Origin of the sequence: Xanthovirga aplysinae (assembly GCF_009711365.1) — a bacterium.
In the GTDB taxonomy this organism is placed as follows: domain Bacteria; phylum Bacteroidota; class Bacteroidia; order Cytophagales; family Cyclobacteriaceae; genus Xanthovirga; species Xanthovirga aplysinae.
In genome coordinates this window covers 1-7,154 of sequence record NZ_SMMB01001057.1, presented here as the reverse complement: position 1 = coordinate 7,154, position 7,154 = coordinate 1, and the positions used below count along the sequence as shown (strand labels likewise).

The following is a 7,154-nucleotide window of genomic DNA, read 5'->3' as shown; positions in this document are numbered from 1 at the left end:
AAGTAATTGATATAATGTAGATATACCACATATGTTTTATATTCGCAAGGTAATAGTATAGTATACCACATATGTGGAATTCACAGTTGTTGGCGAGCATGCAGAAAAAATGAACTTTAACGAAATTGACAATCATATAATCCCAATGAAAGCCTTTAAATTGAATTGGAGATTTACTGAAAGAAAATACGATTTGCTTCCTGAAAAACATCTAAATGAATTAAAGCCATTAGACAATGAAGCTTCTGAATTCTTAGATAAGTACATTAGTAAAGTGGAACTACATAATCAATTTCCATTTAAAAGAGGGTTTTTTAAAAACATTGACAAAGCAGAAATTTTAGAAGAGAACGAAAAAGAGATTAGAAAATGGCTTTATAGACGAGCATTACCATTTGACAAGACTGTACTCCTCTCATGGGACGGAGATACTTCCATGAAAACAAAATGGAAATTTGTTCTTAAATATTGGGATTCAGTTTTTTATGTGGGCTCAGATGACCTAACTGTTTTTGATGAAAGTTTAGAATGGGCTTTACTTTTCTTTCATGAAAATGAAATTTATTGGGGAACAAATAAAAAATATAAATAAGAGGATAAATTTGACGCCACATTGTTCACTGATTAAAAAAATAAAAACACGACACTACAACAATGACGAACTGCCATGCTTTGCCAGCGCGCAATAGCCAGCGCTTATAAAGCTCAGCAGCCAACCGAGTCGTTGGACACAATTCCCCACAACTGAGAAACCTATTAATTTCTCTCGCTAATGCGCAAATTTTCAGGGGATTAAAATTTTAAAAATTTGACGTTAGTCAGAATACTAACAAATGACTGAAAGAACTTTAATAACCCATATAAAAACTTATTTAACCCTTTCAGAAGAAGAATTATCTGAAATCGTACTCTTTTTTGATTGCCAGTCCTACAATAAAAAAGAGACATTGCTTCTTGCTGAAAAACGATGTGACAAGCTGTTTTTTGTTATAAAAGGGTGTTTGCATTTATACTTTATTGATTGTTTGGGTAATCAAAAAACCACACAATTCGCTATAGAGAATTGGTGGTTGACCGATTTTTTAGCATTTCAAAACCAAAAACAATCTAACTTCTACATTGAAGCAGTCGAGAAATCAAAGGTATTATCAATCTCTTTTTCAAAATATCAAGAGTTATTAGATAAATTCCCCAAGATGGAAAAATATTTTAGGACTATTTACGAAAGGGCTTATGGTGCTGCATTAGTGCGTTTAAAATATATAAACAGCCTTTCTAAAGAAGAAATATTTTTTAGGTTTCGAGATGATTTTCCGGAATTTGTTCAACGTGTGCCACAATATCTTTTAGCAAGTTTTCTTGGCTTGACTCCCGAATATTTGAGCGAAATTAAAAGAAAATAACTTTCTTAAACCAGCTTAATTTTTGCTACAGTTGGTTTGCCTACCTTTGTCTTACATTAAATAAAGGGTAAGTTTTACTTTCATATAATGGGACTTTTCAATTTTACAAACAATATAAGAAGGCTGTATAAATGGCCAGGTTACTACATATATAAAAACCAATATTTTAGAATGATTATTAAACCAACCGACAGAAATAAAAAATAAAATATGAATATGAAAAATCTAAGGATTATAACGGCAATATTTTTTTCAACTATTTTTATGAGCTGTAATACCGAGAAATCAAAAACCAACTTCAAAATGGAGAATAGCAATCAAGCAGAGTTACCATCTGATACGCTAACAAAACATTTGAAACCGTTCAAATCCGAATTACCAACAATAGGTCTTCTAATTTATGAAGGTGTTTTGCAAGGAGAAGTTATAGCAACATCAGACGTTTTTGCGAAATTATCTAAAAACGGAGAGCAACTTTTTAATGTAATAACTATAGCGCAAACGGAAAAACCAATTACAACCGAAGAAGGTATGCGATTTGTTCCTGATTACACTTTTGAAAATTGCCCCAAATTAACAGCTTTGTTTGTTCCTAGTGGCTATGATATGTACGCACATGTCCGTAATGAACAAATGATTGATTTCATTAAAAAGAAAAATGAAGAAACTAAATACATAGTAAGCAATTGTGCTGGAGCGCAACTTATTGGGAAGTCAGGAATAGCGGATGGACACAAAATTGTTACTTATATTGGAGGTGGAAAACAGTTGCAAAAAGATTTTCCGAATTTAAAAGTTCAAAATGACAGTTTGGTGGCCTTTGTGGAGGATGGCAAATTTAGTTCATCGAACGGAAACTTGGCGAGCTACATTTCTGCCCTGAACTTATTAGAAAAAATGACTAGTACCGAACACAGGAAATTTATCGAAAGTTATTTATATATCGACGTACTTCAAAATTGGAAAAAATAATTACTGGGCCCCACAATAGCTAGCTGCTATGCTTTTTAGCTTTGGCTTTTGCGTGCTGGTAAAGCATGGCAGCTAGCTGGACCGTTAGCAGTAATTTGAACAAACAAAAGTGTGACAAAAAACATTAAAAAATATGCTTTTAAACCAGGACTCCCCCAGGAGTTTGAGATAGTGGACATAAAAGAACTATATAAAGGTTTCAAGCATAATTTAATAGAACCTCATAGAACCAGTTTCTTTCACCTTATATGGTTTCAAAATGGGAGCCCCACACACACTGTTGACTTTAATCCGATTAAAATAAAGCCTAACACATTTTTATTTTTGAATAATGACGTTGTTCAAACATTTGATGATAAAGGGAAATTTGAAGGCAAGGCAATTTTGTTTACAGACAATTTTTTCTGCAAGACTGAGGACGATGTAAAATTTTTGAAAAACAGCGTATTATTTAACGACTTACTATCGGTTTCTCAAATTCAACTTCCTACAAACTCAACCGTATTTGCTGAATTGTTTAAGCAAATGGAAAACGAATTAACAAAACCGAAAGACCAATATCAATCAGATATACTCCGAAATAGCTTACGTAATTTATTGCTTTTAAGCGAAAGAGAGAGGCGAAAACAAAATTTTACAGAAATAAAAAAAGGTGCAGATCTTGACTATGTGATTTTCTTCAAGGATTTACTTGAAAATCAGTTTAAGAAGCAAAAACAAGTAAAAAATTACGCTCAGCAAATGTTTATAACAACCAAACGGTTAAACAAAGCTACTTCCAGCGTTTTAGGAAAATCCCCAAAAGAGATAGTAGGTAACAGAATTATTTTAGAAGCCAAACGACTTTTGGCATATACCAACGAAAGCATCAAAGAAATTGGCTTTCATCTTGGTTTTGAAGAGCCAACAAATTTCATAAAGTACTTCCGCAAACACTGCAACGTGACCCCATTTGAATTTAGAGAAAACTTCTCAAGTTAATCGCTGAGCTGGAACAAAAGTATCATTAAAAGGACCATTTGAATCGCTATCCCTAATGCATATAGCAGCAACTTTGTATTGTAATTTAAATCAATAAGAAATGAATAGGACAATACTTAGTGGAGCGATCATTTTAGGCATTGAATTATCCTCCTGTATCGGTCAAAACAGTGTCAGTTCACAAACAAAAAAAGAAAATAAGATGGAAGTATCAAACAAAGAAAAAGTAGTACAACTACTAAAAGCAATTGAAACAGGAGCGCAAGAACCCGTTGCTTATATCAATCCAAACAATTATACACAACATAACTTAGCGGTTGCTAATGGGTTAAATGGTTTTGGAGAAGCATTAGCGGCATTGGCAGAATATCCTGAAGCTCCCAAAGTAAATACCGTTCGAGCTTTCCAAGATGGGGACTATGTTTTTACGCATACAGATTACAATTTCTTTGGTCCAAAAATTGGGTTTGACATCTTCCGCTTTGAAGACGGAAAAATCGTTGAACACTGGGACAACTTACAGGAAACACCAAAAAATCCTAGCCCCAGCGGACATACAATGATTGATGGAGCAACTGAAATTAAGGATATTGACAAAACTGATGAAAACAAAGAGTTGGTCAAAAAATTTGTTGCAGACATTTTGGTAAATGGAAAAATGGAAAAGCTGGCAACCTATTTTGATGGAGACAATTACATTCAGCATAATCCGCAAATCCCTGACCAACTTTCCGGACTGGGAGCAACATTAGAAGCGCTTGGCAAACAAGGGGTTTTTCTAAAATATGATAAAATTCATATGGTTCTCGGTGAAGGTAACTTTGTTTTGGTGGTAAGTGAAGGTCATTTTGGTGAATCTTATAACGCATTCTATGATTTATTCAGAGTAGAAAATGGAAAAATAGCTGAGCACTGGGATGTTATTCAAGTTATTTCTCCGAAAAGTGAGTGGAAAAACGAAAATGGAAAGTTTTAAAGGCTACCACCAACATCGTATAAACCCAATAGCGATTTGAGTGTAGACTCATTACTGGTCTAAGCATCTGGCTTAGACCCATTTACCTCAATTATTCACCGCCAGAGCCAACTAGCCCCCCTTGGGACAGTTTCAAAAGGCCTAATTCCTTGGTCTGTGGCCTACAGACCACATATTACCTTATTAATTTTAATTAAAAGTTTCGTTCTGTGAGCCACAGACCGAGGGATGAAGTAGGAGCAAGCCCCTACGTTAGGGGCTGTTGCAAAAACCCCACCTTCATTTGCCAACGCGCAAAAGTCGACGCTAAAAAGCACAGCAGCTACCTGGACCGTTAGAATTCCTTTTAAACCCCTAAAGGAATAGTCTATGTGCCCGTAGTTAAAGATAGTTCCACTATCCAGAAAGGTGGAAGGGACTTCCAAACTTTAGAATAACTTGTAAATTTTGGCAGAAAAAGTGCGCTTTTTAAAAGTAATTTATCTTAGTTATGGTTGTTTTTTTACCGTTAAATCATTTGAGATGCTTTTACCACTAAATCAAAGGTGATAATGCGGGAATCTTTGATTTAGTGGTGGATGCATGTTAAAAGTTTGCTAGCCCTTAAAATCTTGAGAAATATGTTTCAATGAGATTAACTGTATAGGCAGGTACTTGTTGCATGGGATAGTGACCTGCATTTGCCACACCTTTGATTTCTACGTTTTTGAAGTACTTAAAAGCTTCTTTTTGACCTTCTTCTCTCCACGCCGGAAGATCGTCCTCTCCATAAATTACTAGAAAAGGTTTTTCAATACCTTTGGTATCTTCATAGAAATTATTGGTTAGCCACTCTGTCATGTAACTTCTTACCGCATCTTTGTTGGTTTCAGTGTGCCATCTTCTAGCACGTTGGTAATTCCACTTTTTAGGTAACTTATCGCTCACCAACATACCGTAACCCGTAGCGGCAGCATCTACATCTACTATCATTGATTCGAAGAAAGTTTTGGTTTCTTCGTCGACTGGGAAACCGGCAGATGATACAGGAGTCAAAGCAACTACTGCTATAATTCGATTTTCTTTATCATTTAATACTGCTCTTTGTGAAGCCATTCCATTTATGGAATGTGCCACGATGAAAAAACGCTCCCATCCTAATTTGTCTGCAACTGCAAAATAATCAGAAGCTATTTCTTCGATAGTAAATTGGCCTTTTATGTCTTTACTTTGTCCATAGCCACGGACGTCGAGAAAGGCATAGGTATAGTTTTCCAAATCCAAATAATCCATAGCGAATTTCCAGTTGCCTTGGGTATCCCCCATCCAATCGTGTAATACGATGACCTTCTTCTCTCCCTCACCTTTTAATGTATAGTGAGGAATTACAGTTTGTGCATTTGAAGTTACCGACATTGTGATAATTGTTAATAAGGTTAATAATGAATTTTTCATTTTTTTAAAGCGATTGCTTACTTAAAGGGTGAAAAAAATTTTAAATTACATTTTTATTTATTTTAAAGCGTTTGCTTACTTAAACCGATATAGAAAAATTAAGTTTCATTTTTTCAAAGATTTTATGATTATTTCTACATAATCGCTAAGAAAATCTTTGCTTTTTACCTTTACAATTACAGTCAGGCCTTCGGTGCAGCCAACCAGATAATTGGCCGTTTTTTGGATATCCAATTCTTCAGAAATAATTCCCCGATCATGGGCTTTCTGAAGTAATTGCACAAAGCAACCTTGAAGGAGTTCGTAATATTTGTCCAATTTTTCTAGTATTGTTCTATCAGAGGATCCAAACTCCATAGTAGTATTTGCAAAAAGACAGCCGTTTGGAGATTCACCATATTTTACCTCGTGAATGAAATTTTCAAAAAAGGTTTGTATATCTCTAAGGTCACCTTCCGAATGAATCAATGGAGCTAATATTTTGGATTGATTTAGATCATAATATGTATCCAACGCCTGCAAAAAAATGTCATGTTTGTTCCCAAAATCGGAATACAGTGTTTTTTGATTGACCGATAGGTTCTTTTCCAACAGCCTAGAAGATGTATTCTCAAAACCATGATCCCAAAAAGTTTTCATTGCCTTCCTCAATACCTCCTCTTTAATGTACTTTTTATGCCTTCCCATATTAAAGCGTTTGCTTATTTAACGCAAAATAATAATAATTATTTTGACTCAAAACAGCTTCATGCAAACTATGCTAATTGAGTGAAAGCAAAAAAAGGATTTCCATGAGAATCCTTTTTTTGCTTTCAGGTCAAATTAATTGGCCGAATATCAATTGTAGTTCACTTCTTACTGAACCGTACTAAGGGAGTAATAGAAAACTCTTAGAAAGCTTTTAGGATTCATAAGTTTCTCGCCTATTATTTTAAAATAATTTCTCCTCCTATTTTACCCTCCCCTAAGGCCACTATTTCCTCAAAAAGATTTGTGTATAGTAATATCGCCCCGATCCATCTTTTATGGCCGCGATTCCTGTCAGGTTATAGTCTCCTTCAATATTTTTTTTGTGACCGGGGCTATTGAGCCAGCCATTAACCACTTGTTCAGGGGTTGAATAGAATTTGGCAACATTTTCTGCTATTGCATTTCCACCGACCTGATTCATTAGTCTATTTGCCCTATCATCAAAATTATCATGACTCATTTGACCAACGGCCACCATATATTCGGTATGGGCTTTAGCTTCTTCATAAATAATAGTATTTAGTGTCAAAGCTTCTTTTCCCAAGCTTTTCCTATGTTCATTCACCAGATCATGGATTTCTAATTCTACGGCAGTAAATGTTCCTCCAGAACCGTCATCTGAACCGTCATCTGAGCCA

At 34.9% G+C, this 7,154-nt stretch carries 8 protein-coding genes; 5 read left to right on the top strand and 3 right to left on the bottom strand.

Annotated elements, in window-relative coordinates; translation table 11 throughout:
• Positions 1-109 precede the first annotated feature (109 nt).
• The 5 genes from E1171_RS11660 to E1171_RS11640 all read left to right on the top strand — a co-directional run bounded on the left by E1171_RS11660 (position 110) and on the right by E1171_RS11640 (position 4,332).
• Positions 110-592 carry a hypothetical protein gene (locus tag E1171_RS11660; RefSeq protein ID WP_155206182.1) on the top strand — a complete coding sequence of 161 codons (483 nt, stop codon included), beginning with the start codon at positions 110-112 and terminating at the stop codon, positions 590-592.
• A 241-nt stretch (positions 593-833) separates the two neighbouring features.
• The gene (locus E1171_RS11655) at positions 834-1,403 is read left to right on the top strand and encodes a Crp/Fnr family transcriptional regulator (protein ID WP_155206181.1); all 570 of its coding nucleotides are present in this window, start codon (positions 834-836) and stop codon (positions 1,401-1,403) included.
• 216 nt (positions 1,404-1,619) lie between these two features.
• Positions 1,620-2,375 carry a DJ-1/PfpI family protein gene (locus E1171_RS11650; RefSeq protein ID WP_155206180.1) on the top strand — a complete coding sequence of 252 codons (756 nt, stop codon included), beginning with the start codon at positions 1,620-1,622 and terminating at the stop codon, positions 2,373-2,375.
• 111 nt (positions 2,376-2,486) lie between these two features.
• Entirely contained in the window at positions 2,487-3,356 is an 870-nt protein-coding gene (locus E1171_RS24740) for a helix-turn-helix domain-containing protein (protein WP_187696411.1), read from the top strand.
• Positions 3,357-3,456: 100 nt separating this feature from the next.
• Positions 3,457-4,332: a nuclear transport factor 2 family protein gene (locus tag E1171_RS11640; RefSeq protein WP_155206179.1), complete on the top strand. Its 876-nt coding sequence runs from the start codon at positions 3,457-3,459 to the stop codon at positions 4,330-4,332.
• 603 nt (positions 4,333-4,935) lie between these two features.
• On the opposite strand, the gene E1171_RS11635 is transcribed toward E1171_RS11640, so the two are convergent.
• The 3 genes from E1171_RS11635 to E1171_RS11625 all read right to left on the bottom strand — a co-directional run.
• Positions 4,936-5,766 carry an alpha/beta fold hydrolase gene (locus E1171_RS11635; RefSeq protein WP_155206178.1) on the bottom strand — a complete coding sequence of 277 codons (831 nt, stop codon included), beginning with the start codon at positions 5,764-5,766 and terminating at the stop codon, positions 4,936-4,938.
• A gap of 105 nt (positions 5,767-5,871) precedes the next feature.
• Positions 5,872-6,453, bottom strand: a complete 582-nt coding sequence (locus tag E1171_RS11630; protein ID WP_155206177.1) for a TetR/AcrR family transcriptional regulator — start codon at positions 6,451-6,453, stop codon at positions 5,872-5,874.
• A gap of 286 nt (positions 6,454-6,739) precedes the next feature.
• A partial coding sequence (locus tag E1171_RS11625; RefSeq protein ID WP_155206176.1) for a CAP domain-containing protein occupies positions 6,740-7,154 on the bottom strand: 415 nt, incomplete at its 5' end.

Bases quoted from the DNA above. Each gene is read 5' to 3' on its own strand.
- E1171_RS11660 (WP_155206182.1), top strand. From the start codon at position 110: ATGAACTTTAACGAAATTGACAATCATATAATCCCAATGAAAGCCTTT.
- E1171_RS11655 (WP_155206181.1), top strand. From the start codon at position 834: ATGACTGAAAGAACTTTAATAACCCATATAAAAACTTATTTAACCCTT.
- E1171_RS11650 (WP_155206180.1), top strand. From the start codon at position 1,620: ATGAAAAATCTAAGGATTATAACGGCAATATTTTTTTCAACTATTTTT.
- E1171_RS11640 (WP_155206179.1), top strand. From the start codon at position 3,457: ATGAATAGGACAATACTTAGTGGAGCGATCATTTTAGGCATTGAATTA.
- E1171_RS11635 (WP_155206178.1), bottom strand. From the start codon at position 5,766: ATGAAAAATTCATTATTAACCTTATTAACAATTATCACAATGTCGGTA.
- E1171_RS11630 (WP_155206177.1), bottom strand. From the start codon at position 6,453: ATGGGAAGGCATAAAAAGTACATTAAAGAGGAGGTATTGAGGAAGGCA.